We start from the raw sequence: 25608 nt of genomic DNA, 5'->3' as shown, positions 1-25608 counted from the left end.
GCAGCGGTGAGTTCGTCATCGCCGCACCCCGCCCGCTGCTCAGACCCCGGCTCCGGTCGCGATGCCCGACGCGCGCTCGGCCACCTCCGCAGCCGTCCGCGGGCGGGCGGTCACGTCCGTGGCGAGACAGGAGCTGATCAGCTCCGCGGCCGCCGGCGACAGGTCGGGAGCGAGCGTCGGCTGGGACGCCAGGATGGATCGCACGAGCAGGAGCGGCTCGGTGCTCCGCAGGTCGCCGTAGACCCCCTGCCCGGTGAGGGCGTAGTGGAGGCAGGCGCCCAGTGACCAGATGTCGCTGGCGCGCGACGCGGCGGCGCCGAGCATGATCGACGGGTCGGTGAACTCCAGGCCGATCTGTCCAAGACCGGTCATCACCATGCCCGGTGAGAGCAGCTGCGAGAGGCCGAGGTCGGCGAGCCGACCGCCGTCGTCGGCGATCAGGATGTTGGCCGGCTTGATGTCACGGTGGGCGATGCCGCGCTCGTGCAACGCGTGGGCGGCGAGCGCTGCATCGCGTACGGCGGCGACGGCGCGACCGGCGTCGAGGGGGACGTTGGGCTGCTCGAGCGACCCGAGCGGGAGGTACTCCATCGCGTAGTAGAACGCCCCGCCGTGCCGGCCGGCGTCGTAGACCGCGACCAGCCGGTCGGAGTCGGCGACGCTGAAGTGCTTCAGCTCCCGTGTGGCCCGCCGGAACGCGTCGTCCGACGTGGGACCGGCGATGACCTTGACCACGACCTCGTCGGCCGCGATACCGAGGCGCGCCGGTGCGTTCGCCAAGTAGTTGGTGCCGTAGTTCGACTCCCCCAGCGGCCGGATGAACTCATAGTCCGCGATGCCCTGCACGCGCTCCTCCGAAGGCTCTTCTCGTCGGGCGGCAGCGCCACCTGCCCGTGTCACGGGGGCGACGTCGCCCTTCAGGTCCCCAGCATGGCACGAGCCGCCGATGCGGCCGGGCAAAACCGCGACGCTCGTCGAGGATTCATCCTCGGGAACGGTTTTCGATCTGAGGCCCTGCCCGTTCAGGATTCGGGGGCGCAGCGACGGGTAGCCGGTGTAGCGTTCCGGAGCACCTGACGGAACCTCCCAACGACCAAGGAGGAACGTTGATCGAGCCCACTGCAGCTTCGGTGGTACCGACCACAGACCCCAACACGTACCTTCCGGCGCAGCCGATGCCGGCCGGTGATCTCACCGACCAGCTGCTCGCGACCGACTTCTGGACCGACGAGATGGTTGCCGGCGCTGGCATCCCGATCGTCGACATCCCGTTCGTCACTGTCGGATCTGGTATCGGAAGCTTCGTGACCGTCGACTACCTACGGATCGCCGGCGTGCCGACCGCGCAGATGCGGGTCCTCGGGACGCTCGACCACCCGTGGCAGACGTACGAGTACCTCACCCGCGTCTCCCAGATCCCCCGCGGCGAGCGGCTGCGCTCCGACTCAGCGTCGCGCCCGGACAACATCTGGGGCTTCCCTTCGTACGGCTTGAGCGAAGGCGTCCGCAACTTCAACCTGAAGGTCCTCTGGGGTCTGTTCACCGAGCCGATCTTCTCCGACTACTACACGCCGAAGGCCGGCCAGGCCTTCGAGACGATGGAGCGCGAGAAGAACCGGATCGGCTACGACGAGATGCTGGTCAAGGGCTTGGTCCGGATCGTGCGCCGGCGGTACGGCGGCGGCTACTTCACGATCCTCACGCCGCCCGAGGGCCTTTCGGCCACCAAGCGGATCGCGTTCCGCTCCCAGTACGTCCACATCGCCGTCGGCTACCCGGGGCTCAAGTTCCTGCCCGAGCTGCAGCGGTACCGGACCGAGCACAACGACTACCGTCACATCGTCAACGCCTACGAGGCCCATGAACACGTGTACGAGCGCCTCATGCAGCAGCCGAGCACCGTCATGGTGCGCGGCGGCGGCATCGTGGCCTCGCGGGTGCTCCAGCGATTGATGGACGACCGGCTCCTCCACGGGGCGCAGACCAACATCGTCCACCTGTTCCGGACCTACTACCACGGCACCAACGACGGCTACGGCAACGAGGAGGACCAGCGTCCGGGCGGCGGCAAGACGCGGATGTTCATGCGGCGTCGCGGCGAGAACGGCTGGGCCTACCAGGGCTTCAACTACCCGAAGTCGGTGTGGGGCGGCCAGCTCAAGAAGCAGGTGCGCGGGCTCGAGGGCGAGCAGCGCGCCGAGATCTACAAGCGGATGGGCGGCACGAACACGCCCTGGCGCAAGCTGTGGCAGAAGCAGATGAACCAGGGCCGTCGTGAGGGCTGGTACACCGCGCTCGTCGGCACCGTCGACGACATGCAGCCCAACGGCGAGCGGATCGTCAACCACGTGCGCACGGCGCAGGGCACGGTCCCGGTCGAGGTCGACTTCGTCATCGACTGCACCGGCCTGGAGGCGGACATCGCCGAGCACCGGCTGCTCAAGGACCTGCTGGAGCACGGCGGCGCGAGCCGCAACCCGACCGGCCGACTCAACGTCGACCGGAACTTCGAGCTGATCGGCACCCGCAACGGCAACGGCACGATGTACGCCTCGGGCGCGACCACTCTGGGTGGCTACTTCCCGGGCGTCGACACCTTCCTCGGACTGCAGGTCGCGGCCCAGGAGATCTACCAGGACCTGGCCAAGCGGAAGTTCTGCAAGCGGATCGGGCCGGTGCGCTCGACGATCCAGTGGTGGAAGTGGCTGTTCGGGAGCAAGCCGTGACCCGCTCCCACCCCCGTTCGACCGTCCCGACCGCACCGTCCAGCTGCCGAGGAGCCCTCTGATGTTGCCCACCCTGAACGGGCGGTTGCAGACCCGGATCTTCATGCTCGTCGTCTTCGGCGGCATCATCACGTTCCTGATCACGCCGTTCCTCCCCGGCGGCTTCGGCTTCAACAAGGACAGCTACCGGGTGACCTACCTGATCCTGGCCACCGTGCTGGTGCTCGGGATCATCTGGGAGCTGATCTACCACGTCATCCAGCAGTTCCGCTGGGAGAAGGACTGGCCGACGCTGTTCGGCCTGATCACTGCGATCAACGAAGGCGCGCTGGTCTGGCTGCTCTTCGACAACGGCCTGATCCCCGGGATGCCGCCGGGCCTCGACGAGGGCGACCTGTCCTCCGAGGCGTTCTGGGCGTTCTTCATCGACTTCTCGGTGATCTGGTTCGTGATCTGGATCTGGACGAACGGACCCATGCGTGTGCCGCTGATCCGGTGGCGCTTCTTCGGTGGAAGGATCGTGTGACGTGAAGCAGTCAGCGGAGGACTGGACCCGCTCGACCGTCGTTCCCGGGGCGGGTGAGGGCACCCTCGCCCGGATCGGGCCGGTCGTGCTCCTGGTCGGCTCGACCGACCCCGATGTCGTCCGGCCGTACGTCGACCACGCCCAGATGGTGGCGGCCAACGGCGGCCAGGGACGGCAGCTCGTGCGCGGCTACGCGTTGATGCTGTCGACGGCCGTCGACCAGTCGCCGGGCTTCGCCGCGCTGGCCCCGCACGCGACCGGCCTCGCGGTCTTCGTCGACGGCGACGTCGTGGTGACCGTCGGCGACGAGCGGATCTCGGGCGCCGACTCGCTCGCGTGGGTCGAGCGACTGATCCCCTGGCCGATCGACGAGGTCACCGTGACGCTGCCCGGTGCGGACGCGGCCGACCCCGCGTCGACGTACCGCCTCGACGGCGGCGTCATCCAGGCCGGCGCGCTCGTCGTACCGGCGGGTGCTCCCACCGGCGACTCAATGGTGATGCCGGCCCCGGTGGCGGAGACGCCGGAGGCGCCGGCTGCGGCTGAACCGGCGGCCGCGCCGCCCGCCGCGCCGCCGACGAGCGAGGAGCCGCTCGACGAGATGACCCACACTCCGGCGTCCCCCGTCTGGCCCGAGGCGCCCGCAGCGCCCGAACCGGCCGCCGCTCCCGCGGCGCCGCCGCCAGCGCCAGCGCCGCCGCCGGTGCCGGCCGCACCGGAACCGGCGATGGCGCACGACCACGACCACGCCGGTCACGACCACCCGCACGCGGGCGCACCGGCGGGACGGCCGCTGCCGCCGCCCCAGGCCGACGAGCGGATCGAGTTCCAGTCGGTGCTGATCGACGAGCTCGACGACGACGACTTCGAGCCGCTGCCGATCGTCGACGACGCGAGCGTGATCGAGAACGCGCCCGGTGGGTCGCCGAAGGAGGAGGTGCGCGGCGTCTACTGCAAGAACCGCCACTTCAACGACCCACGTCAGCTCTTCTGCGCCGTCTGCGGTATCAACATGGTGCAGCAGACGCCGGTGCTGGTGAACGGCATCCGGCCGCCGCTCGGCGTCGTCGTGCTCGACGACGGCTCCGTGTTCCAGCTGGACACGCCCTACCTCCTCGGACGCGACCCCAACGCGGACGAGCGGGTCAGGAGCAGTGACTTCCGCGGGCTCCCGATCATCGACCAGTCCAACCAGGTGTCCCGGGTGCACGCCCGGCTCGAGCTGCGCGGGTGGGACGTCGTCCTCATCGACAACAACTCCACGAACGGGACCTTCATCCACGTGCCGAAGACACCGGACTGGCAGCGGATGCCCGCCGGCGCCGAGCACATCCTGGTCCAGGGCACCCGGATCAGGATCGGCCACCGCACGCTCGCGTTCAACACCCACGCGGGCAGCAGCAGCTGATACCAGCGAGGTCTCGATGCGCCCGGTCTCGGCCTCGCAGGCTCGGCCGCGCGGCCACTCGACCTTCTCGCCCGACGCCGACCGCTCGTGTCTCGCGGTCGGCTGGGCTCAAACCTCGGCGGTCGCGCCGAGCTCGACGGCTGCGAAGTCGACCGGTACGGGGTCCGGCTCGCTCCTGGCGCCGATCGACGGGGCCGGGGACGCGCCGTAGCCGGCGACGTCGATCACGGCGGGACTCAGGCCTGAGTCCGGGTCGGGCGCGGCCGGCTCGGCGACCCTGACACCGCGCTCCTCGAGCGCGGCCCGGATGGCGGCGAGCCGACGACCACCGTCCGTCGGGAGCTGGAGAGCGACCTGCCGGGCTACGGCCAGCCGCGCGCCGAGGACGACGGCGGCCTCACCGTTGCTGTCGGCACTCCATGCCACCGAGACCGCGGCGCCCGTCGGGAACGGCGCGGTCCCCTCGGCGACGACAGCGGAGGGGCAGTCGATCACCGCGAGCACGGCGTCGAGCGACGGGTCGTCGGACCATGCGAGGAGCCCCTGGGGCGCGAGCACCCGGACCAGCTCGACGAGGTCCTCCTCGACGTCGGCGGTGGGGTGGGCGATCACCCGGACCGGGACGCCGAGCTCCTCGCCGCGGCGCACCAGCACCTGCTGGCTCTCCATGGCCGCGGCCATGTCGGCGAGCTCGCCGGACAGTCCGCTGCCGAGGTCGAGCAGCCGGCCCTGCGGCTGGAGGTCGGCGACGACGATCTCAGCCGGCCGGGCGCCGGCGAGCATGGTGACGGCGAGCTCGAGCGGCACCTCGTTGACGGCACCGGGCCGGCTCAGCACCACGATCCGGTCGACCGCCTCGGCGCCGAGCGCGGCCCGCTCGGCCTCCGCGATGTCACGCGCCACCCGGCGCTGTGGATAGGTGAAGTTGAGGAGCGGACCGGTCATCACCGTGGTCACCAGTGCCATGATCACCATCAGCGTGAACAGCTCCTCGCTCAGCAGGCCCTTCTCGAGGCCGACGTTGAGGATGATCAGCTCGGTCAGGCCGCGGGTGTTCATCAGCAGGCCCAGCGAGCTGGCCTGCCAGTGTGGAACCTTCTGGATCCGGGCACCGACGTACGCCCCGACGTACTTGCCGATGATGGCGACCGCCAGGATCGCGAACATCGGGATGATGTGCTCGGAGCCGAGGCCCTGGATGTCGACCTTGAGACCGGAGATCAGGAAGAAGACCGGCAGCAGCAGAATGACCGCGATCTGCTCGAGCCGGACCAGGATCTCGTGCCGCATCGCCGCGGCGTTCTCGTGCGGGATGATCGCGCCGAAGAGGAACGCGCCGAAGATGAAGTGGATCCCGATGACCTCGGTGGCGGCCGCGAACAGCAGCATGCCGACCAGGACGACCGACAGGATGGTCGGGGTCAGCTCGCCCGCCTTCTTGTACGCCGTCGTCAGCACCGTCAGCGCGGGACGGACCACGAAGATCGCAACGAGCACGAACGGGATCGCCAGGTAGATCGCCCAACCGGGCAGGTGTCCGTGGCTGCCCTCGATGCCCGACGTTGCGAGCACGACGGCCAGCAGCGTCCAGGCGATGATGTCGTCGGTCGCGGCACAGGCCAGCGCCAGGCCACCCGTCTCGGTGCGGTGCATGCGCCGGTCGGTCAGGATCCGCGCGAGCACCGGGAAGGCCGTGATCGACATCGCGGCGCCCATGAACAGCGCGAACGGCCAGAAGTCCACGCCGTCCGGCTTGAGGGCCGCGGTTGCCTCGGTCTCCACGAATACCTTGGCCAGGCCGATGCCGAGGCTGAAGGGCAGCACGATCGAGCAGACCGACACCGAGCCTGCGACCTTCCCCCGCCCCTTGACGAGTGACACGTCGAGCTCGAGGCCGACCACGAACATGAAGAGCACGAGCCCGACCCTGGCCAGCACCTCGAGGAAACCGCGCTGCTCCACGGGGAACAGGTCGCCACTGAGCTCCACGCCGAGCAGGCTCGGCCCGAGCAGTACGCCAGCGGCGATCTCGCCGACGACGGGCGGAATCCCGACCTTCGCGACGGCGGCGCCGGCAAGTCGCGCCACCACGATGATCAGCGCCAGCAGTCCGAGGATCACTGCGATGTCGAGCAGCTTGGCCGTCACGATCGGCTCCGCCGCACCAGTCCAGGCAATGACGTGGGACATGGATCCTCCTCGGAGAAGTCTGCGCGCGTCAGCCTATTGCCAGATGACCGCCGCCGGTGCCGCTATCACCACGAATCAGTCCCGCGAACGAGGCCTCGACGTCGACATGTCACGCCAACGAGTCGAGCCAGGCCTGATGCAGGTCGGAGAACCGGCCGTGGCCGGCCGAGATCAGATCTGCCGGCGCGCCGTCCTCAACGATCTGACCGTGCTCCATCACGATCACCCGGTCGGCGATCTCGACCGTCGAGAGCCGGTGGGCGATGATCACCGCCGTGCGGCCGGCGAGAACCGTGCGCAGCGCTTGCTGGACCAGACGCTCGGACGGCACGTCCAGTGACGAGGTCGCCTCGTCGAGGATCAGCACCGCCGGGTCGGCGAGGAAGGCGCGGGCGAACGCCACCAGCTGCCGCTGGCCGGCGCTCAGCCGACCACCCTGGTTGGCCACGTGGGTCTCGTAGCCGTCGGGCAGCGCGGTGATGAAGTCGTGCGCGCCCAGCGCGCGGGTCGCGGCCTCGACCTGCTCCATCGTTGCGTCCGGCCGACCGAACCTGATGTTGTCGGCGATGGTGCCGGAGAACAGGTAGTTCTCCTGGGTCACCATCACCACCGCCCGGCGCAGGACGTCGGACGTCAGGTCACGGAGCTCGACACCGTCGAGGAGGACCCGGCCGGCGGTCGGGTCGTAGAAGCGGGTCGCCAACTTGGCCACGGTGGTCTTGCCGGCGCCGGTCGTCCCGACCACGGCGAGGGTCTGACCGGCCGGCACCCGCAGGTCGAGGTCGTGGAGGACCAGCCGGTCGTCGACGTAGGCGAAGTCGACGTGGTCGAAGCGCACCTCGCCGCGGGCGGCCGGCAGCGCCTCCGGCCGGGTCGGCTCGGGCACGCCGGGCTCCTCCCGGAGCACGCCGGCGAGCTTGTCGAGGGCCGCCGACGCCGACTGGAAGGTGTTGTAGAACTGCGAGATCTCCATCATCGGCTCGAAGAACTGACGCAGGTAGAGCAGGAACGCTGCCAGCACGCCGACGGTGACCTCGCCGTGGAAGGCCAGGTAGCCGCCGTAGAGCAGCACCACAGCGATGGTGATGTTGCCGATCAGCCGGATGCCGGGCATGAACCACGCGACGAGCCGGAACGCCGTGAGGTTGGCCGCGCGGTACTGGTCGTTGACGTCGTCGAAGATCTCCTGGTTGCGGGGCTCGCGGCGGAACGCCTGCACCGCCCGGATCCCGCCCATCGACTCGACGAAGTGGACGATGACGAGCGCGACCTTCTCGCGGGTGACCCGGTAGCTCTTGGCGGACGACTTCCGGAACCAGTTGGTGATCCAGAACAGGAACGGCCCGCAGCACAGTGCGACCAGGCCGAGCTCGACGTCGAGAAAGAGCAGCAGGCCGGCGGTGCCGACGAGGGTGAGCGCGGCCGTGACGAGTCCGTCGAAGCCGGTCTCGAGCATCTCGTAGATCGCGTCGACGTCGGACGTCTGCCGCGAGATCACCCGGCCCGACGTGTATTCGTCGTGGAAGGCCGGGCTCAGCGCCTGGAAGTGACGGAAGACCCGGCGGCGCACCTCGAACAGCACGTCCTGGCCGACCTTGCCGGACCGGACGAGGAACAGGTTGCGCGCGACGGCCTGGGTGACCGTCGCGAACAGCACGATCCCGACGATGACGAACAGAGGCTCGAGATCGTTGTTCTCGCGGATCGGCGGGATGCCGGTGTCGATGCCCTCCTTGACCAGGTAGGGAATCGAGAGCCGGGCGGCGTTCTCGACCAACACGATCGCGACCAGGCCCCAGATCGCCCACTTGTAGGGACGCAGCAGCTCACGGAGGAGCTGGCCGGAGCCGCCGACGAACTTGCGCTCGAGCCGCTCGATCCGCTCGTCGTCGTCTGCCTTGGCTATGCCGCGCCAGTCGGTGGCAGTCATGAGACTGCCTCCTCGAGGGACGGGTCGGCGGCGAGCAGCTCGCGGTAGGCGGGCACCGTGGCGAGCAGCTCCCGGTGCGCGCCCACGTGAGTGATCGTGCCGTCCTGGAGCAGCGCCACCCGGTCGGCGAGCATGACCGTCGACGCCCGATGGGCGACGATCACGCCGGTCGTGTCGACGAGCACCCGCCGCAGCGCCTCCTCCACCAGCGCCTCGGTGTGGACGTCGAGCGCCGACAGCGTGTCGTCGAGCACGAGAACGGCGGGCCGGGACAGCACCGCACGGGCGAGCGCGAGCCGCTGCCGCTGGCCCCCGGAGAGCGCCATCCCCTGCTCGCCGATCCTGGTGTCGAGCCCCCAGGGCAGGTCCCGGGCGAAGCCGGCCTGGGCGATGTCGAGCGCCTCCTCGACCTCGGCGTCGGTCGCTGGGTTCGTCTCGGGGTCCCGGCCGAGGGTGAGGTTCTCGCGCGCGCTCATCGAGAAGAGCGTCGGGTCGTCGAACGCGGTCGCCACCAGCTGGCGCAGGTGGGCGAGGTCGAGGTCACGCACGTCGACGCCGTCGATCCTGACCGCGCCGCCGGTCACGTCGAACAGCCGCGGCACGAGCGCGGTCAGGCTGGACTTCCCGGAACCGGTGGCGCCCACCACGGCGACGGTCTCGCCGGGCCGGATGTCGAGGTTGACGTCGCGCAGCACCGGCTCGTCGAGCGCTCCCGGGTAGGCGAAGTCGACGTGCTCGAAGCGGAGGTGCCCGCGGGGCCGGTCGATGGTGCGGGTGCCGCTCACGATGTCGGACTCGGTGTCGAAGATCTCGAGGATCCGGGCGGCGGACGTCATCGCCTCCTGCGCCATCGCGAGGATGATGCCGAGCGAGGAGACCGGCCACACCAGGGAGAGCATCAGGGTGATGAAGGCGACCAGCTCACCGGGCGTGAGCGCGCCGCGACCGACGCCGATCGCCCCGAACAGCAGGACGACGACCACCGCGAAGTTGGGGATCACCTCGAGGAAGGTCCAGAACCGGGCCGAGAGCCGGACCTTGTCCATCGACGTCGCGTGCAGCTGCCGGGCGGCCGCTTCGTACTGGTCGCTGATGTAGCGGCTCCGGCCGAAGGACTTGATCACCCGGATCGCGACCGCCGCCTCCTCGGCGCGGGTCGCCAGGTCGCCCTGCTCGTCCTGCACCCGCCGCGAGACGACGACGTACTCCTTCTCGAAACGCATCGAGAGCCACACGATGGGCGCGGCGGTGCAGGCGACGACGAGTCCGAGCGGCCAGTACATCGCCAGCAGCACGCCGGTCACCGCGGTGACCTGGAGGATGTTGATGAACAGGAACAGCATCCCGAAGCCGAAGAACCGCCGGATCGACGACAGGTCGGTGGTGGCGCGCGACAGCAGCTGGCCGGACTGCCACCGGCTGTGGAAGCTCATCGGCAGGGCCTGCAGGTGGGCGTAGAGGTCGCGCCGCATCGCGGTCTCGACGTTGAGCACGGCGTTGGACTGGATCCACCGTCGCCACCAGGTGAGGAACGCCTCGAGCACGCCGAGGGCGAGGACGAGCAGGCCGAGCGGGAGCACCGGGTCGATCTCGCCGTCCGTGATCGGCCCGTCGATGAGCGCCTTGATCACCAGCGGGATCGCGATCGCGACCCCGATGCCCGCGAGGGCGGTCGTCAGCATGATCACCAGCGCGCCGCGGTGCGGTCGGAGGTAGGACCGCAGGCGCCACAAGGAGTGGACGCCTGCGGGAGGCGGGTTGTCCGGATCGGGCCCGAGCGGGTCGCGCTCCGACCGACCAGGACCGGGAGGCGTGGTGGTCGTCATCGGTTCCTCGACCCTAGGTCGCGGGACCGACATACCGCGAATCCATTTCGCCTCCCCGCGAGGTGGATAGGGTGTGCGCCGATGAGGACCTACCGGAGCCAGAGCTTCCAGCGCGGCAAGCCCCGACTGCGCGCCGACGGGACGAGATCGCCGATCGTCGACGTCGACGTGCCGGCCCTCCGTCGTATCCAGCGGGGCGCCATGCACCACTACTGGCGTGGCGTGATGTGCAACAAGAACCCGTTCGACCTGGCGATCTACGGGCGGCTGATCTGGGAGCTGAAGCCGGCCACCATCATCGAGATCGGCTACAAGTTCGGCGGCAGCGCGCTCTGGTTCGCCGACCAGACGCAGGCCATGGGCCTGGACACCCGGCTGTACTGCATCGACGTCGAGCAGCGGGAGGAGGTCACGGACGACCCCCGGATCACCTTCGTCCACGGCGACGGCCGCGATCTCGGTGCGACCCTCTCCAAGGACATCCTCGACGGCCTGCCCCACCCGTGGCTGGTGGTCGAGGACGCCGACCACCACTACCTGACGACCCTGGGCGTGCTCGAGTTCTTCGCGCCGCACATGGTCGAGGGCGACTACATGGCGGTCGAGGACGGCGTCTGCGACACCTTCGACAACCAGGACAAGTACGACGGCGGTCCCAACCGCGCGATGGACGAGTTCGGCGCCGCGCATCCGGAGACCTACGAGGTCGACGAGGAGTACTGCGACTACTTCGGCAACAACGTCACCTGGTGCACGAACGGCTGGTTGCGCCGGACCGCCGCCGAGTGGTCCGGGTAGCTGCGCACGACGTCACATGTCGTTGCCGATGAACTTCGGGTCGCCGCCGGTGGCGGTGAACGTCAGGATCTCCTCGCACACCCCTGACGGGACAGTGCAGTCGAAGACGACATCGTCGTCTCCGCGACCGGCGGTGATCACCAGGACCGAACCGTCCGTGTCGATGGTCCACTGGCCGTAGCCCTGACCATCGACCGCGCCCCTTTCGAGGACGATCGGCTCGCCGCCGGGTGCGGTCGGCTCGAGAGTGCTGCTCCAGTAGAGGACGTGATCACCGTCGAGTGTGAGCTGGGCGTCGATCGCGCCCGCGACCAGATGCCAGTCGCCGACGTCCGTGGGGGCCGGCCCGTCGTACAGCACGACGCCGTCCCGGACGTCGGCGACCCGGGTCTGGGGGCCGGCGAAGTCCGCCCACTCGCCCGTCGCGCTGTCCCAGGTGCGGGTGCCCCCACCGGTGCGGACGAACACGATGCCCTTGTCGATGCCGTCGATGACGAGGTCCGCGCACCGGCCGCAGTCGGGCTCCACGCTCGCGACGACGTCGCCCGCCACTAGGTCGTAGACCGAGATCGTCACCTGCCCGTCGCGGAGCGTCGCCCAGGCGACGATCGGTTTCGCACCCTCGGCCTTGGCAGCGGGGTGGAACCGGGGCGCCTGGTCGAGCGGCCCGTCGACGAGTGCGGAGAACTCACCGGACGGGTCGAGAAGCATCGGACGACCGCGGTCGTAGAACACGATGCCGTACGACGTCGCCGCGGCGTCGGTGTCGAGCCACTGCAGGTTCTCAGCGGGAACCTTGCGGCCGCCGAGGTAGACGTGGCTCGCGTCGCCGAACGCCCGGGCGCCGTCGGCGAAGTCCAGTGCGCCGAGTGAGGCGTATCGGGTCTGGTCCGGCGCGGAGTCCTCGCCTCCTGACGTGCGGTCGTCCAGGGCGATCACCGCGGTCCCGCCGGCCAGCACCAACGCCGCTGCCGCGGCGCCGAGGGCCGCGCGCCGCCGGCCGCGGATCCGGCGGCCGGTCGAGCGGACCCGGTCGAGGTCACCAACGCTCGCCGGCACGGCGTCGATCCGCTCCTCGAGGAGGTCGCGCAGGTCGATGGTCATCATTCGTCTCCTTCGGTGGTGGCGCCTGCCCGGCGGAGGTTCGCGAGCGCGGCGGACGCCTGCGACTTCACGGTGCCGCGGGAGCAGCCGAGCGCGGCCGCGATCTGCTCCTCGCTCAGGTCCTCGTAGTAGCGGAGCACGATGACGGCACGCTGCCGGACCGGCAGCGCCCGGACCGCCGCCCACACGGCGTCCCGATCCGCGACGGCGTCGTCGTGCGCCACCGACACGCGTCCGGTTTCGACGGTCTCGCGCGGCAGCTCGCGCCGGAACCAACCGGCCCGGCGCGCTCCGAGGATCTCGTTGATGACCATCCGCCGCACGTAGGCCTCGACATGGTCGGCCCGCCGTACCCGGGACCACGAGGCATACGCCTTGCCGAAGGCGGTCTGGACCGCGTCCTCAGCGGCACCGGCGTCACCGGCAACCGCGACGGCCATTCGGTACAACCGTGGCCAGAGCACGGCGAACAGATCGGTGAACTCCTGCTCCGGGTCCATCAGCACCTCCGTCGGCAATGATGCCGACGGCGGCGCAGCGGAGGTCATCGCGTCCATACCCTTCAGATGGACACGACCGCCCCGCCGGTTGTCCCGGCCCGGCAGAAATCTCGTCAGGCCAGCAGCCCGCGCACCACCCGGAGCGCGACCGAGACCCGGGCGAGGTCGGTGTCGTCGTCGGCGCAGATCGTGCCGAGGGTCTCCACGGCGCGGTCGGCGACGTCGCCGGTCGCGGACTCCCACTCGGCGACGCGGCGCACCGCCTCGTCCCGCAGCTCCTCCGGGGCGTCGCGCTGGGCGACCTCCTCGTCGGCGGACGTGGTGGCCAGCACCTGCGCGGTGAGCTGCGCGTGCACGGCGTGCAGGTCGTCGCGCAGCGCCGCCCGCGCCATCGTCTGCCACTGGTCGGCGCGCGGCAGGTCGACGATCCGCTGCTGAAGCACCGAGATGCCGAGACGGTCACCGAGCGCGAAGTGCACCCGGGCGACGTCCTGCGGGTTCAGGCCGTCGCGCTCAGCGATGTCGACGACGTTGAGCAGCGCGTAGGCGACGTCGTACGACGCCACCCGCGCCGCGAGGTCCTCAGGCACGCCCTGCCCGACCAGTGCGGATCGGCGCGCGTCGTAGGCCTCGAGCTCCCGGCCGACGAGCAGCTCCGGCAGGGCGAGCATCGTCGCCTGCACCGGCTCGGCGAACAGGTCGACGGTGGCCTGGCTGTCGAGCGGTGGCCTGCGGTTGGTGATCAGCCACCGGGAGGCCCGCTCCACGAGGGTGCGCATGTCGACCCGCATCCGGGTCTGGACGGCCGCATCGATCTTGTTGTCGTAGGTCGCCAGCTCCTCCCGCAGCGGAAGGGAGCCGAAGATCTCGCGTGCGACGAAGTTGGCGCGGGTCAGCTCGGCAGCCGACGCCGCGGTCTCGCCCGTCAATCGCGGCCAGTAGGTCATGCCGGCGCCGTTGACGAGGTCGTTGACGACCTGGGTCACGATGATCTCGCGACGCAGCGGGTGCTGCTCGATCTGCGTGCCGAAGCCCTCTCGCACCGCCTGCGGGAAGTACGACACGAGGTCGAGGACGCAGTAGGGGTCCTCCGGCAGGTCGGAGCCGAGCAGCTCCTCGGCGAGCACGATCTTGGTGTAGGCCATCAGGACCGACAGCTCGGGCTGGGTCAGGGCGCCGCCCTGCTCGAGCCGTCGCTTGACCTCCGCCTTCGACGGGAGCGCCTCGAGGTCGCGGTCGAGCCGGTTCTCGCTCTCGAGCTGCTTCATCCACTGCTCGTGCACGTGCAGCAGCGACGGCGCGTTCCGCGCGGCGTTCGCCAGTGCGAGGTTCTGCTCGTAGTTGTCGCGGAGCACCAGGTCGGCGACCTCGTCGGTCATCGACGCCAGCAGCTTGTTGCGCTGCTTCTCGGTCAGGTCGCCGTCGACGACCACCCGGTCGAGCAGGATCTTGAGGTTGACCTCGCGGTCCGACGTGTCGACGCCCGCTGAGTTGTCGATGAAGTCGGTGTTGATCCGGCCCCCGTTGTGGGCGAACTCGATCCGGCCGCGCTGGGTGCACCCCAGGTTCCCGCCCTCACCGACGACACGCGCGCGCAGCTCGGTGCCGTTGACCCGGATCGCGTCGTTGGCCTTGTCGCCGGCATCGGCGTTGGTCTCCACGGTGGCCTTGACGTAGGTGCCGATGCCACCGTTCCAGAGCAGGTCGACCGGCGCGAGCAGGATGGCCTTCATCAGCTCGGCCGGGGTCATCGCGTCGACGTGGCGGAGGATGCCGAGCGCCGAGCGGATCTGGTGGTTGATCGGGATCGACTTGGCCGAGCGCGGGAACACCCCGCCGCCCTCGGAGATCAACGACTTGTCGTAGTCCTGCCAGCTCGAGCGCGGCAGCTCGAACAGCCGCCTGCGCTCGGCGTACGACGTCGCGGCGTCGGGTTCCGGGTCGATGAAGATGTCGCGGTGGTCGAACGCCGCGACCAGCCGGATGTGCTCCGAGCAGAGCATGCCGTTGCCGAAGACGTCGCCCGACATGTCGCCGATACCGGCTACGGTGATGTCCTCGTTCTGGCAGTCGATGCCGAGCTCGCGGAAGTGGCGACGCACCGACACCCAGGCGCCGCGGGCGGTGATGCCCATCGCCTTGTGGTCGTAGCCCACCGAGCCGCCGCTCGCGAAGGCGTCGCCGAGCCAGAAGCCGTACTCCTTCGAGACGCCGTTGGCGATGTCGGAGAAAGTCGCCGTGCCCTTGTCGGCGGCGACGACGAGGTAGGAGTCGTTCCCGTCGCGACGTACGACGCGCTCGGGCGGGACGTTCTCGCCGCCCACCAGGTTGTCGGTGACGTCGAGGAGGCCGCGGATGAAGGTCTTGTAGCACTCCACCCCCTCGGCCAGCCACGCGTCGCGGCCTCCTTCGCCGGCCGGGTCGGGGAGCTGCTTGGCGTAGAAGCCACCCTTCGCGCCGACCGGAACGATCACGGTGTTCTTCACCATCTGGGCCTTGACCAGGCCCAGGATCTCGGTGCGGAAGTCGTCGCGCCGGTCCGACCAGCGCAGCCCGCCGCGGGCGACCGCGCCGAAACGCAGGTGCACGCCCTCGACCCGGGGCGAGTAGACGAAGATCTCGTACTTCGGCCGCGGCTCGGGCAGGTCGGGGATCGCCGACGGCTCCATCTTCAGCGAGAGGTAGTTCTTCGGGCGCTTGCCCTCCCCCGCGCGCTGGAAGTAGTTGGTGCGCAGGGTCGCCCGGATGTGGGTCAGGTAGGAGCGCAGGATCCGGTCGTGGTCGAGACTCACCACGTCGTCGAGCGCGGCCTTGATCTTGGCCCCCAGCTCCTCCTGGCGCTGGTCCCTCGTCCTCTCCTCGAGATCCGGGTCGAAGCGGGTCTCGAAGAAGGTCACCAGCATCCGAGCCAGGTCGACGTTGTCGGCGAGCGCACCCTCGATCGAGTCGATCGCGAACGGCGAGTTCCCCTGCCGCATGTACTTCGCGTAGGCCCGCAGCAGCATGGCCTGCCGCCAGGTCAGCGACGCCCTGAGCACCAGCCTGTTGAACCCGTCGGTCTCGGTGTAGCCGTCCCAGATCGCTCGCAGCGCGTCGGAGAAGAGCTCACGAGCCTGGTCCGGCAGGGGCGCGCCGTACCGGAGACCGAAGTCGTAGATGTGCGAGACCCGGTCGAGCCCGGCGAGACCGTAGGGCCGCTCGTCGACGACCTCGACGCCCATCGACGACAGCATCGGCAGCACCTCGGACAGCGACAGCGGCGGCCCGACACGGAAGAGTTTCAGCCGCGCCTCGCCCTCCGGGGCGTCCAGCTCGGAGTAGAGCGCTTGGTCGATGCCGGCATCGCCGTGGATCGCCTCGAGCCGACCGAGGTCGACGGCGGCGGTCCGCGCCGGGAAGTCCTCCTTGTAGGCCTCGGGGAACGCATCGACGTAGCGCCGGGCGAGGATCGCACCGACCTCCTCGCCGTACTCCGCGGTCACGGCGTGCAGGAAGTCGTCGTGCCACGACCGCGAGGCGTCGATCAGCCGGCGCTCGAGGTCCCCGGTGTCGATGTCGTCGGGGACGGTCTCCCCCACCGGCATCCGCACCACGAAGTGCACGCGTGCGGTCGTCGACGCGCTGATGCTGACGTTGAACTCGATCGAGTCGGGATCGATCCTGCCCTCGCCGATGACCTGGGCGAGGATCCGCACGAACTTCTGCCGGACGCTGGTGTTGTAGCGGTCGCGGGGCAGGTAGATGAGCACCGACAGGTAGCGGGCGTAGATGTCCCGCCGGATGAACATGCGGACGGCGCGACGCTCGCGCGCCTGCATCGCGGCCTCGGCGATCGGCGCCAGCTCCTCCGTCGGGGTGTGGAACAGCTCGTCCCGCGGATAGGTCTCGAGGGTGTCGAGCAGCGCGTTGCCGTCGTGGCTGCGCGGATCGAGTCCGGTCGCCTCGAGCACCTCGGCGACCTTCACGCGGAGCAGCGGCACCCGCAGCACCGACTCTGTGTAGGCAGCGCTCGAGAACAGGCCGAGGAACCGGCGCTCGCCGACCACCTCGCCGTCGGCGCCGAACACCTTGACCCCGACGTAGTCGAGGTAGGCCGGCCGGTGGACGGTCGCCCGCGAGTTCGCCTTCGCGAGCACGAGCAGGCTCTTCTCCCGGGCCTTCGCCTTCACCGCGCCGGACAGCCGGCTGAAGGACGACGACTTGTGGTCGGGGGCGCTGCCACCGCGGAGGATGCCGAGGCCGCTGTCCGGCACGGGCCGGAGGACGTCGTCCCCGTTGTCAGAGGCGCCGTCACCGGACTTCGACTGGATCCGCTCCAGCTTGTACTCCCGGTAGCCCAGGAAGGTGAAGTGCTCCTCGGCGAGCCACTCCAGCAGCGCCTTGCCCTCACTGACCTCCGCCTCGGGGAGCGGCGGCGGGTTCTCCTCGAGCTCGGCGACGATCGTGCGGGCCTGCTCCTGCATCGCCGACCAGTCGTCGACCGCCGCCCGGACGTCGCCGAGCACCCGTCGTACGTCGTCCGCCAGCCGCTCGGCCTCGCCGCCGTCGTCGGCCAGCCGGTCGATCTCCACGTGCATCCACGACTCGCGCAGCGCCCCCGAGGGCGGCGTCGCCGACCCGGTCGACACGGGGTAGAGGTTGACCAGACGGCCGGCGTCGTCGCGCTCGACGTCGAGCGTCGGGTGCAGCACCAGGTGTGCGTTGCGGTGCTGGCGCGCGAGCTCCATCGTCAGCGAGTCGACCAGGAACGACATGTCGTCGGTGACGACCTCGACCACGGAGTGACCGCCCGCCGACCAGCCGTGCTCGGCGACGGTCGGCGTGTAGACCCGGACCTTGGTGGTCTCGGGCTGCCGCTCGGCAGCGAGGTGGTGGTGCGACGCGTAGGCGCCGTACACGTCGACGTCCGAGCGGTCGTCCAGCTCCTCGGTGCTGACGTGGCGGTAGTACGCCGTGAGCAGCGGCACCAGCTCGTCGCCCGGCGGCGCCGCGGCACCCTTGCCGTGGCGGGCCACCTCTGCGGCCTGGTCGAAGATCTGGTCTCGGTCGGTGTGGTGCGTCGTCGTTGACACAAACTCACATTAGGACCGGCGGATTGCCGCGACAACAGCGGCCCGGAAGTACGGGCGCGCGCACGAGCCCCGGCCGATGCGACAGGATGTGGCCATGAGGTTCCAGCACACGACGACGTACGACGCTCCTGCGGCTGAGGTCTTCGCGATGCTCACCGACCCGACGTGGCGGGAGAAGGTCGGCATCGCGCAGGGCGTGGTGTCGTCAACGGTGACGGTGACGCCCGACGGGCCCGACGGCACCGGCAGCCGGGTCGTCATCGACCAGGTGCAGAACACCGCCGGGCTGCCGGCGATCGCGAAGAAGATCGCCGGCGACACGACGCGCGCCATCGTGACCGAGGTCTGGTCCTCCCCGTCGACGGGGACGATCGAGATCGTCGCGCCGGGCAAGCCGACCAAGGCGACCGGAACCGTGAGCCTCGAGTCGGACGGGACCACCACCCGGCACGTGACCGACCTGGAGGTGACCGTGAAGGTGCCGATCGTCGGCGGCAAGCTCGAGAACCTGATGGCCGACAACATCCGCAAGGGACTGGAGATCGAGCAGGCCGTTGGTGTCGCCTGGCTGGAGGGAGGTCGCTGATGTCCACCCGGATCGTCAAGGAGCTCGTCTACGAGGCCCCGCTCTCCGACGTCGCCGCGATGCTCGCGGACCAGTCGTTCCGAGAGGAGGTCTGCGTCGCGACGCGGGCGACCAAGTACGCGGTGACGGTCAAGGGCGTCCACGGCGACCCGTTGGAGGTGCGCATCGAGTACAGCCAGCCCACCGAAGGGTCGCCTGGCTTCGCGAAGAAGCTCGTCGGCTCCGAGGTCGACATCGTGCAGTCGGAGACCTGGACCAGCCTCGAGCACGGCGACATCCACGTGACGATCCCCGGCAAGCCCGGGGAGATGGTCGGGACGGCTGTCCTCACCGAGGCGGACGGGGTGACGACCGAGACGGTCACCATGGACATCACCGTGAAGATCCCGCTGGTCGCCGGCAAGATCGAGGACCTGATCGGCAAGAACCTCGGCCGTGCACTCCGCGCCGAGCACCGCGCCGGCGTGGCCTGGCTGGCGCGTTAGGAGTCCAGCTCCCGGGACTGCTCGGCATCCTCGCGCGCGTCCCTGCGCCGCTGGACCACGATCACTGCTCCCAGCAGGAGGAACGGGCCGAACGCCAGCACGATCGTCAGCACCTGCTCCACCGGGTGGAGGGTGCCGAGGTGCCAGGGAGTCACCTCCCTAGTTTCGCAGGCCGGCTCAGCCCATGTAGGGGTAGGTGTGGTCGGTCGGCGGCGACAGCGTCTCCTTGATCGACCGCGGGGAGGTCCAGCGGAGCAGGTTGCTGGCGGCGCCGGCCTTGTCGTTGGTGCCCGAGGCGCGCCCGCCGCCGAACGGCTGCTGCCCGACGACGGCCCCGGTGGGCTTGTCGTTGATGTAGAAGTTGCCGGCCGCGAACCGCAGCGCCGTCCGGGCCCACGCGATCGCCTCGCGGTCCTGGGCGATGACCGCCCCGGTGAGCGCGTACGGCGATGCGGACTCGGCCTGCAGCACGACCTTCTCGAAGTCGGCGTCGTCGTAGACGTGGACCGACAGGATCGGGCCGAAGTACTCGGTCGAGAACACCTCGTCGGCCGGGTCCTCGCCGACCACGATCGTGGGCCGCACGAACCAGCCGACCGAGTCGTCCGTCGTACCACCCGCGACGACCTGCAGACCGGGCGTGGCCTTGGCACGCTCGATCGCGGCCGTGTGCTTCTTGAACGCCCGGTCGTCGATCACCGCACCCAGGAAGTGCGAGAAGTCGGTCGGGTTGCCCATCGACAGCGCGTCGGTCTTGGCGATCAGGTCGTCGCCCATCCGCTCCCACACCGACCGCGGCACGTAGGCCCGGGAGGCGGCGGAGCACTTCTGCCCCGAGTATTCGAACGCGCCCCGGATCAGCGCAGTGGTCACCACCGCCGGGTCGGCACTCGGGTGGGCGATGACGAAGTCCTTGCCGCCGGTCTCGCCGACCAGCCGCGGATAGGTCTTGTACGAGGGCAGGTTGCTGCCGACGGTCTGCCAGAGGTGCTGGAAGGTCGGCGTCGACCCGGTGAAGTGGATGCCGGCCAGGTCGGGATGCGCGAGCGCCACCTCCGAGACCGGGATCCCGTGGCCGGGCAGCATGTTGATGACGCCCGGCGGCATGCCGGCCTCGACCAGGAGCTGCATGATCACGCTGGCCGAGTGCTGCTGGGACGGGCTCGGCTTCCAGACGACCGTGTTGCCCATCAGCGCCGGGGCGGTCGGCAGGTTGCCCGCGATCGCGGTGAAGTTGAACGGCGTGATCGCGTAGACGAAGCCCTCGAGCGGACGGTGGTCGGTGCGGTTCCAGATGCCGGGGCTGTTCGCGATCGGCTGTTCAGCGAGGATCTGCCTGGCGTAGTGGACGTTGAACCGCCAGAAGTCGATCAGCTCGCAAGCGGCGTCGATCTCGGCCTGGAACGCCGTCTTCGACTGGCCCAGAACGGTCGCGGCATTGAGCCGCTGCCGCCACGGCCCGGCGAGCAGCTCCGCGGCCTTGAGGATGATCGCGCACCGCTCGTCGAACGGCATCGCCCGCCAATCCGGAGCAGCATCGGTTGCCGCATCGATCGCGCGCTGGGCGTCGGCCTGGGTCGCACCCTTGAGCACGCCGAGCGTGTGTGCGTGGTCGTGTGGCTGCACCACCGCGATCTCGGCACCGCCGCCGGCCACCCACTCGCCGCCGATGTAGGCATCCATCGGGTGCTCGGTCGCTAGCTGCCGGTCGATCTCGGCAGCCAGCGCGTCGCGCTCCGGGGTGCCGGGCGCGTAGGTCAGGTTCGGCTCGTTGACGGGAGCCGGGGGCAACGTGATGGCGTCCATACGACCGATGTTGTCAGACAACTCGGGCGGGACCCAACCAGCGTCAGCCGCTGGTGCCCTTGCCCCTCGGCTTGGCCGCCGCAGACCGCGCCGACGACCGTGCCGAGGACCTCGTCGATCCCGTACGGCGACCGCGGGGCGCGCGCTGTCGACCCGCCGACGACACCTCGAGCAGCTCGTCGAGAGCCTCGCGCAGGCAGATGCCGAGCAGGTCGGCGTCGGGGACCAGGTCGCGGTCGGCAGTGATGCCGTAGAAGACGCCACCGTTGTAGGACGTCACGCTGATGACCAGCGGATGACCCGGCAGCAGCGGCGCGACGGGATAGCTGGCGAGCATCTCCGCGCCCGCGGCGTAGAGCGGCGCCTGCGGTCCGGGCACGTTGGTGACCGAGAGCTGGTAACCGCGTCGCAGCTCGTTGGCGGCGACCCGCGAGCCGATCGCGTGGAACGTCGTCGGCGCGAAGCCGGCGACCCCCGCGAGCCGGTTCGCCGCCACGCTGCGGCCGGTCTCCTTGTGGGCCTGGAACGAGTACGAGACCTGGTGCAACCGGACGACCGGGCTCGCCTCTCCAACCGGCAGGTCGACGAAGTGCGCCGCGATCTGGCTGCCGAGCGAGGTCGCCTCGAGCTCCTCGTCGATCACCGAGACCGGCACCAGCGCCCGCACCTGCCGGATCCCGCCCATCGACTCGGCCCGGGTCATCAGCCACGACCGGATGCCGCCGGTCACGGTCGCCAGGATCACGTCGTTGACGGTGCCGCCATGCACCTTGCGGACCTTGCGGTAGTCGCCCAGACAGGTCTCGACCGTCACCACCCGGCGTTGCTGCGAGAGCTCGCCGCCGATGACGCCGCGGGACTTGGGGCGGCGCCCGGTGACCGCGCCCAGCACGCTGCGCACCCCGCGGGTGCGCTCGTCCGCGGTGCGCAGCACGGCGCGCGACGTGCCGAGCACCGTGTTGACCACGGTCTGCCCGTCGGTGACGGCGTCCTTGACCGCACCGGCAACCAACGCACCCGGCGCCGGGGCCCGGCGCGGCTCCCAGTCGTCGGGCTCGAACTCCCGCGGCGTGGGCTGGGTGTCGAGCAGCAGCTGCCCGAGGTCCACGGTGTGCACGCCGTCGACGAGCGCCTGGTGCGTCTTGGAGAGGACTGCGACCCGACCGTCCTCGAGCCCCTCGACGAAGTAGACCTCCCACAGCGGCCGGGTCCGGTCGAGCGGTCGCGACACGATCCGCGAGGCGAGCTCGAGCAGCTGGCCCGACGTACCGGGCCGCGGCAGCGCGGACCGCCGTACGTGGAAACCGAGGTCGAACTTCTCGTCGTCGACCCACAGCGGAGCGGCGAGATGGCCGGGCACCGCCTGGACGCGCTGGCGGTAGCGCGGCACGAAGGCGATCCGGTCACGGATCAGGTCGACCAGCCGCGTGTAGTCGAACCCCGAGTCGCCCGGGTCGAAGATCTCGATCGTGGCGTTGTGGAGCGGCGTCTCAGCCGTCTCAGCGGTCAGGAACTCCAGGTCGCGCGCGCGAACACGATCGACCACCGCACTACCCGCCTTCCGCTCCTGCCCCCCGTCGAGCCCCGTGACTTGTTGCGTGAGATTCTGGCAGAGGACCGTGCCAGCGCTGACATCCGTCCGCGCGCGCTGCGGACGAGAACTCGACAGGAGGAGCACGGTGAGAGGTACGACGGCGCGGTGGATCACTCTCACCCTCCTCGTGGGAGCAGCGCTTTCGGCGTGCGGCAGCGACGACAACAACGGCACGGACGGTGGCTCGGAGGACCCCGTCGTGGTCCAGATCACGTTCGAGAACGGCGAGGTCGAGCCCAACGGTGAACGGATCGAGGTCGTCGCCGGCCAGCCGATCGACCTCGAGGTGACCGCCGACGAGCCGGGCGAGATCCACATCCACTCCGACCCGGAGCAGGAGATCCCCTACGACACCGGCACGGAGACGATCAAGATCCAGATCGACAAGCCGGGCGTCGTCGAGGTCGAGTCGCACGACCTCGACCAGGTGATCGTCCAGCTCGAGGTTCGGTGACCGGCGGGGTGCTCGAGGCCCACGGCATCGGCGGACAGGCCGACCTCCCGATCTCGCTCGGCCTCGCGATCTCCGGCGCCGTCGCGGCGCTCGTCATCTCCTTCACCGTGCTCGTGGTGGCGTGGCGGACGCCGCGGTACGCCACCGGGCTCGAGGAGGTCGACGGCGAGACCGACGAGGCCGTCGAGTCCGTCGAGGCCGTCGAGGAGACGCCTTCCGCGGGCGTGTTGTACGGGATGGTGGCCCTCCGCCTGATCGGCATGATCGGGTTCGTCTTCACCGCGTCGACCGCGATCTTCGGCGAGAACCAGCTGACCAACCCGTTCTTCGGCATCATCTACGTCTGGCTGTGGGTCGGTGTCGTCTTCGCGTCGCTCCTCTTCGGACCGGTGTGGCGCGCGATCAGCCCGATGCGGACGATCAACGCCGGACTGGCCCGCATCTCGGGCGGTGACCCCGAGCAGGGCGTCCTCGACTACCCGACCTGGCTCGGTCACTGGCCGGCGGCGATCGGCCTCTACTCGTTCGTGTGGATGGAGCTGGTCAACCGGACCCCGACCGATCTCGGAACGGTCCGCCTGTGGTGCGCGATCTACGTCGCCGTGCTGCTCGTCGGCGGCGCGGTCTTCGGGTCCCGCTTCTACGAGCACGCCGACCCGTTCGAGGTCTACTCGACCCTGGTCGGCTCACTGTCGGTCTTCGGACGCGACGCCGAGGGCGGCCTGGAGCTTCGCAGTCCGCTGGCAGGTGCCGCGACCATCCCCTCCCGGCCGGGCCTGGTCGCCGTGGTGGCGGTGCTTTTCGGGAGCACGGCGTTCGACTCGTTCAGCGAGTCGACCTACTGGATCCGCACGATCCAGGAGGCGTCGATCACCGGCTACACCCTCAACAACCTGGCGCTGCTCGGGTTCTGCCTCGGCGCCGGTCTCATCTTCGCCGCCGGAGCGGCCGGGGCCGGACTCCTGATCCATCGTTCGTGGCGACCGTGGCAGTGGGTGAGCCTCGAGCAGCTCGCGAGGCCGCGGATCGAGCTGCCGCGGCGGCTGGCGCACTCGATCGTGCCGATCGTCGCCGGCTACATCATCGCCCATTACCTGACGCTCCTCGTCGATGTGGGCACCCAAACCCTGGCGCGGGCGAGCGATCCGTTCGGCAAGGGTTGGGACATCCTCGGCACGGCAGCGGTGGAGCCCTCGTACTGGTTCGCCTACCACCCGACCGTCCTCGCCACGGTCAAGGTGCTCGCGGTCGTGATCGGCCACGTGGCCGCCGCCGTCCTGGCCCACGACCGCGCGATCGCGCTGCTCCCCCGTAAGCACCAGATCACCGGACAGCTGCCGCTGCTGGCGGCGATGGTGGCCTTCACCGCGGGTGGCCTCTACCTGCTGTTCAGCGCGTAGGAGCCTCACGGACCCCGGCCATCGCGTCGACCAGCCCGGCCACCGCCTTGGTGAGGGGTGACTCGCCCGACTCGACGAGGGTGCGTCCGGCGACGAGCGCACGGTCGACCGCAGGCTGGTCGTCGGGCAGGAAATGCACGCCGACGGTGCGGCCGAAGCCGTCCAGCATCGCCACCACGTCGGACTCACGCCACCCGAGGGTCGGGCGCATCCGATTGACCACCAGCCGCAGGACCGGTGCCGGCAGCACCTCGTGCGCCTCCGCGACGGCGCGCGCGAGCCGCGCCAGGCCGACCGGGTCGGCGGAGCCGACGAGCAGGATCTCGTCGGCGGTCTGCAGCGACTCGAGCGTGAGGCCGTTGCGCTCGGGGCGCACACCGACGTCGGCGGCGGGGTCCTGCTCGAGGCTGAAGCCGGTGTCGATCACGACCTGCGCCTCGGTCCGGGCGCGCGCGACGATCGCGGCCAGCGCGCCGGGTCGCACCTCGACCCAGCGGTCCGGGCGGGGCAGGCCGGTGATGACGAGCAGGTGGTCGGAGAGCCGCCGCTGGACGGTCGCGAACCGCTCGTCGATCGAGCCGCTCGCCACCAGCCGGGCGGCCGAGAGCAGTCCCGAGACCTCATCGAGCACGCCGAGCTGCTGGGCGACCGCGCCGCCGTAGGGGTCGGCGTCGACGAGCACGGTGGTGAGCCGGCGTCGCGCCAGCTCGGCGGCCAGTGCCGTGGCGAGCGTGGTCCGGCCCGGCGCTCCGCCGGGACCCCAGACCGCGATCGCCCGGCCCGACAGTCGCGACCGTCCTGCCGCCGGCGGTGTCGCCGACGGCGCGACCGTCGGAGCGGCTGCCAACGCCGGACCGGGATCCCGGACGACGGCGTCGGCAAGCTCGTCGATCCGGTCGGCCGCCACGACGGCGTCGATGCCGATCCGGTGAGCGCGGGCCCGCGCGACGTCGTCGTCGGGCGCGACGGCGACCGCGCGAACGCCGTACTGCCGGAGCTGGTCGACGACCGTGCCGTCGAGTCCGGAGAGCTCGGCACCGAGGACGGCGACCTGTGCCTGGCCCGCGCTCGCCGTCGCGAGCAGGTCGTCGATGTCCACGCACCGCTTGAGCACGACGACGCCCGGGTGCTCGGTGAGTGTCGCCAGCGCCCGGCTCTCCCACGCCGCGCCCGTCGACACGAGGAGCGTGACGATCATGCCCG

The 25608-nt window shown here is 70.2% G+C and carries 19 protein-coding genes; 8 read left to right on the top strand and 11 right to left on the bottom strand.

From position 1 onward, the window contains the following. Positions 1-39: 39 nt before the first annotated feature. Positions 40-846 (bottom strand): protein kinase domain-containing protein, encoded by an 807-nt coding sequence (locus SHK19_RS06500; RefSeq protein WP_322457758.1) that lies wholly within the window; start codon positions 844-846, stop codon positions 40-42. Between the two features lie 329 nt (positions 847-1175). On the opposite strand from SHK19_RS06500, the gene SHK19_RS06495 reads away from it, so the two are divergent. The 3 genes from SHK19_RS06495 (at position 1176) to SHK19_RS06485 (ending at position 4660) form a co-directional block, all read left to right on the top strand. Beyond that, a complete protein-coding gene (locus SHK19_RS06495; protein ID WP_322457757.1) occupies positions 1176-2726 on the top strand; it encodes an FAD/NAD(P)-binding protein in 1551 nt (516 codons plus the stop codon). A gap of 61 nt (positions 2727-2787) precedes the next feature. Beyond that, positions 2788-3252 (top strand): hypothetical protein, encoded by a 465-nt coding sequence (locus SHK19_RS06490; RefSeq protein WP_322457756.1) that lies wholly within the window; start codon positions 2788-2790, stop codon positions 3250-3252. Between the two features lies 1 nt (position 3253). Continuing rightward, a complete protein-coding gene (locus SHK19_RS06485; RefSeq protein WP_322938161.1) occupies positions 3254-4660 on the top strand; it encodes an FHA domain-containing protein in 1407 nt (468 codons plus the stop codon). 108 nt (positions 4661-4768) lie between these two features. Here the strand turns inward: SHK19_RS06485 and SHK19_RS06480 are convergent, their stop codons facing one another. From SHK19_RS06480 to SHK19_RS06470, 3 genes are all read right to left on the bottom strand, one after another. Continuing rightward, positions 4769-6850, bottom strand: a complete 2082-nt coding sequence (locus SHK19_RS06480; protein ID WP_322938160.1) for a cation:proton antiporter — start codon at positions 6848-6850, stop codon at positions 4769-4771. Positions 6851-6959: 109 nt separating this feature from the next. Beyond that, positions 6960-8780, bottom strand: a complete 1821-nt coding sequence (locus SHK19_RS06475; protein ID WP_322938159.1) for an ABC transporter ATP-binding protein — start codon at positions 8778-8780, stop codon at positions 6960-6962. Further along, positions 8777-10606 (bottom strand): ABC transporter ATP-binding protein, encoded by a 1830-nt coding sequence (locus SHK19_RS06470; protein ID WP_322938158.1) that lies wholly within the window; start codon positions 10604-10606, stop codon positions 8777-8779. Before SHK19_RS06470 ends, SHK19_RS06475 begins: the two co-directional genes overlap by 4 nt. An 81-nt stretch (positions 10607-10687) precedes the next feature. Here SHK19_RS06470 and SHK19_RS06465 point away from each other — a divergent pair, with 81 nt between their 5' ends. Further along, complete coding sequence (locus SHK19_RS06465; RefSeq protein WP_322938157.1) at positions 10688-11404, top strand: CmcI family methyltransferase; 717 nt, start codon at positions 10688-10690, stop codon at positions 11402-11404. 12 nt (positions 11405-11416) lie between these two features. On the opposite strand, the gene SHK19_RS06460 is transcribed toward SHK19_RS06465, so the two are convergent. The 3 genes from SHK19_RS06460 to SHK19_RS06450 form a co-directional block, all read right to left on the bottom strand. Continuing rightward, complete coding sequence (locus SHK19_RS06460; RefSeq protein ID WP_322938156.1) at positions 11417-12508, bottom strand: hypothetical protein; 1092 nt, start codon at positions 12506-12508, stop codon at positions 11417-11419. Then, positions 12508-13056, bottom strand: a complete 549-nt coding sequence (locus SHK19_RS06455; RefSeq protein ID WP_322938155.1) for a SigE family RNA polymerase sigma factor — start codon at positions 13054-13056, stop codon at positions 12508-12510. The genes SHK19_RS06460 and SHK19_RS06455 overlap by 1 nt, the downstream gene beginning before the upstream one ends. Before the next feature lie 65 nt (positions 13057-13121). After that, positions 13122-18080, bottom strand: a complete 4959-nt coding sequence (locus SHK19_RS06450) for an NAD-glutamate dehydrogenase (protein ID WP_322938154.1) — start codon at positions 18078-18080, stop codon at positions 13122-13124. Positions 18081-18174: 94 nt separating this feature from the next. Here SHK19_RS06450 and SHK19_RS06445 point away from each other — a divergent pair, with 94 nt between their 5' ends. Next, positions 18175-18666 carry a DUF2505 domain-containing protein gene (locus SHK19_RS06445; protein ID WP_322938153.1) on the top strand — a complete coding sequence of 164 codons (492 nt, stop codon included), beginning with the start codon at positions 18175-18177 and terminating at the stop codon, positions 18664-18666. Continuing rightward, a complete protein-coding gene (locus SHK19_RS06440) occupies positions 18666-19151 on the top strand; it encodes a DUF2505 domain-containing protein (protein ID WP_322938152.1) in 486 nt (161 codons plus the stop codon). Before SHK19_RS06445 ends, SHK19_RS06440 begins: the two co-directional genes overlap by 1 nt. On the opposite strand, the gene SHK19_RS06435 is transcribed toward SHK19_RS06440, so the two are convergent. From SHK19_RS06435 to SHK19_RS06425, 3 genes are read right to left on the bottom strand one after another with little or no spacing between them, the layout of a single operon-like run. Then, positions 19148-19306 (bottom strand): hypothetical protein, encoded by a 159-nt coding sequence (locus SHK19_RS06435; RefSeq protein ID WP_322938151.1) that lies wholly within the window; start codon positions 19304-19306, stop codon positions 19148-19150. The genes SHK19_RS06440 and SHK19_RS06435 overlap by 4 nt on opposite strands. Before the next feature lie 22 nt (positions 19307-19328). Next, positions 19329-20957: an L-glutamate gamma-semialdehyde dehydrogenase gene (gene pruA, locus SHK19_RS06430; RefSeq protein WP_322457744.1), complete on the bottom strand. Its 1629-nt coding sequence runs from the start codon at positions 20955-20957 to the stop codon at positions 19329-19331. A 43-nt stretch (positions 20958-21000) separates the two neighbouring features. Next, entirely contained in the window at positions 21001-22503 is a 1503-nt protein-coding gene (locus tag SHK19_RS06425) for a WS/DGAT/MGAT family O-acyltransferase (protein WP_322938150.1), read from the bottom strand. A 133-nt stretch (positions 22504-22636) separates the two neighbouring features. Between SHK19_RS06425 and SHK19_RS06420 the strand changes: the two genes are divergently transcribed. Continuing rightward, positions 22637-23005 (top strand): cupredoxin domain-containing protein, encoded by a 369-nt coding sequence (locus SHK19_RS06420; RefSeq protein WP_322938149.1) that lies wholly within the window; start codon positions 22637-22639, stop codon positions 23003-23005. Continuing rightward, a complete protein-coding gene (locus SHK19_RS06415) occupies positions 23002-24405 on the top strand; it encodes a hypothetical protein (protein ID WP_322938148.1) in 1404 nt (467 codons plus the stop codon). Before SHK19_RS06420 ends, SHK19_RS06415 begins: the two co-directional genes overlap by 4 nt. On the opposite strand, the gene SHK19_RS06410 is transcribed toward SHK19_RS06415, so the two are convergent. Continuing rightward, positions 24395-25603: an AAA family ATPase gene (locus SHK19_RS06410; RefSeq protein WP_322938147.1), complete on the bottom strand. Its 1209-nt coding sequence runs from the start codon at positions 25601-25603 to the stop codon at positions 24395-24397. The two genes, SHK19_RS06415 and SHK19_RS06410, sit on opposite strands and share 11 nt — an antisense overlap. Between the last annotated feature and the right edge of the window lie 5 nt (positions 25604-25608).

The sequence above is a fragment of the Nocardioides bizhenqiangii genome, assembly GCF_034661235.1.
Classification (GTDB): Bacteria; Actinomycetota; Actinomycetes; order Propionibacteriales; family Nocardioidaceae; genus Nocardioides; species Nocardioides bizhenqiangii.
This window is presented reverse-complemented; position numbering and strand designations above follow the sequence as displayed.

Coding starts and splice junctions, on each gene's coding strand:
- SHK19_RS06495 (WP_322457757.1), top strand. CDS start 1,176: ATGCCGGCCGGTGATCTCACCGACCAGCTGCTCGCGACCGACTTCTGG.
- SHK19_RS06470 (WP_322938158.1), bottom strand. CDS start 10,606: ATGACGACCACCACGCCTCCCGGTCCTGGTCGGTCGGAGCGCGACCCG.
- SHK19_RS06490 (WP_322457756.1), top strand. CDS start 2,788: ATGTTGCCCACCCTGAACGGGCGGTTGCAGACCCGGATCTTCATGCTC.
- SHK19_RS06475 (WP_322938159.1), bottom strand. CDS start 8,780: ATGACTGCCACCGACTGGCGCGGCATAGCCAAGGCAGACGACGACGAG.
- SHK19_RS06455 (WP_322938155.1), bottom strand. CDS start 13,056: ATGACCTCCGCTGCGCCGCCGTCGGCATCATTGCCGACGGAGGTGCTG.
- SHK19_RS06440 (WP_322938152.1), top strand. CDS start 18,666: ATGTCCACCCGGATCGTCAAGGAGCTCGTCTACGAGGCCCCGCTCTCC.
- SHK19_RS06445 (WP_322938153.1), top strand. CDS start 18,175: ATGAGGTTCCAGCACACGACGACGTACGACGCTCCTGCGGCTGAGGTC.
- SHK19_RS06465 (WP_322938157.1), top strand. CDS start 10,688: ATGAGGACCTACCGGAGCCAGAGCTTCCAGCGCGGCAAGCCCCGACTG.
- pruA (WP_322457744.1), bottom strand. CDS start 20,957: ATGGACGCCATCACGTTGCCCCCGGCTCCCGTCAACGAGCCGAACCTG.
- SHK19_RS06410 (WP_322938147.1), bottom strand. CDS start 25,603: ATGATCGTCACGCTCCTCGTGTCGACGGGCGCGGCGTGGGAGAGCCGG.
- SHK19_RS06460 (WP_322938156.1), bottom strand. CDS start 12,508: ATGACCATCGACCTGCGCGACCTCCTCGAGGAGCGGATCGACGCCGTG.
- SHK19_RS06480 (WP_322938160.1), bottom strand. CDS start 6,850: ATGTCCCACGTCATTGCCTGGACTGGTGCGGCGGAGCCGATCGTGACG.